This is a genomic window from Bacillus sp. 179-C3.3 HS, assembly GCF_047229225.1.
Classification (GTDB): domain Bacteria; phylum Bacillota; class Bacilli; order Bacillales; family Bacillaceae; genus Bacillus.
Window position 1 is genome coordinate 1 of record NZ_JBFEFT010000052.1, and the last position, 776, is coordinate 776.

General features: G+C 54.5%; 1 protein-coding gene. It reads left to right on the forward strand.

The window, feature by feature from the left end:
* The coding region (locus AB1K80_RS17150) for a hypothetical protein (RefSeq protein WP_412858146.1) at window positions 1-776 on the forward strand (776 nt) is incomplete at both ends.

Here is a 776-nt window from a genome sequence, read left to right on the forward strand (position 1 = left end):
TCTACCGGTGCCACAGGAATTACTGGTACAACTGGAGCTACCGGTCCTACAGGAATTACCGGTTCAACTGGACCTACTGGCGAAACAGGAATCACCGGCTCAACCGGAGCAACTGGTGCCACAGGAATCACCGGTGCGACTGGATCTACTGGCGCGACAGGAATTACTGGCTCAACTGGATCTACCGGTGCCACAGGCATTACTGGTACAACTGGATCTACTGGTGCAACAGGAATTACTGGCTCAACTGGATCTACTGGTGCGACAGGAATCACTGGTTCAGCTGGACCTACAGGAATCACCGGTTCAACTGGACCTACAGGTGCAACAGGAATTACTGGCTCAACTGGATCTACTGGCGCGACAGGAATCACCGGTTCAACTGGATCTACTGGCGAAACAGGAATCACTGGCTCAACCGGAGCAACTGGTGCCACAGGAATTACTGGTACAACTGGAGCTACCGGTCCTACAGGAATCACCGGTTCAACTGGAACTACTGGTTCGACAGGAATCACGGGTCCGACCGGATCTACCGGTGCGACTGGAATCACTGGTTCAACTGGATCTACCGGTCCTACAGGAATTACCGGTTCAACTGGACCTACCGGTGCGACAGGCATCACTGGTGCAACCGGAGCTACTGGTGCCACAGGAATCACCGGTTCAACCGGAGCAACTGGTGCCACAGGAATCACCGGTGCGACTGGATCTACTGGCGCGACAGGAATTACCGGTTCAACTGGAGCTACTGGCGAAACAGGAATCACCGGCTC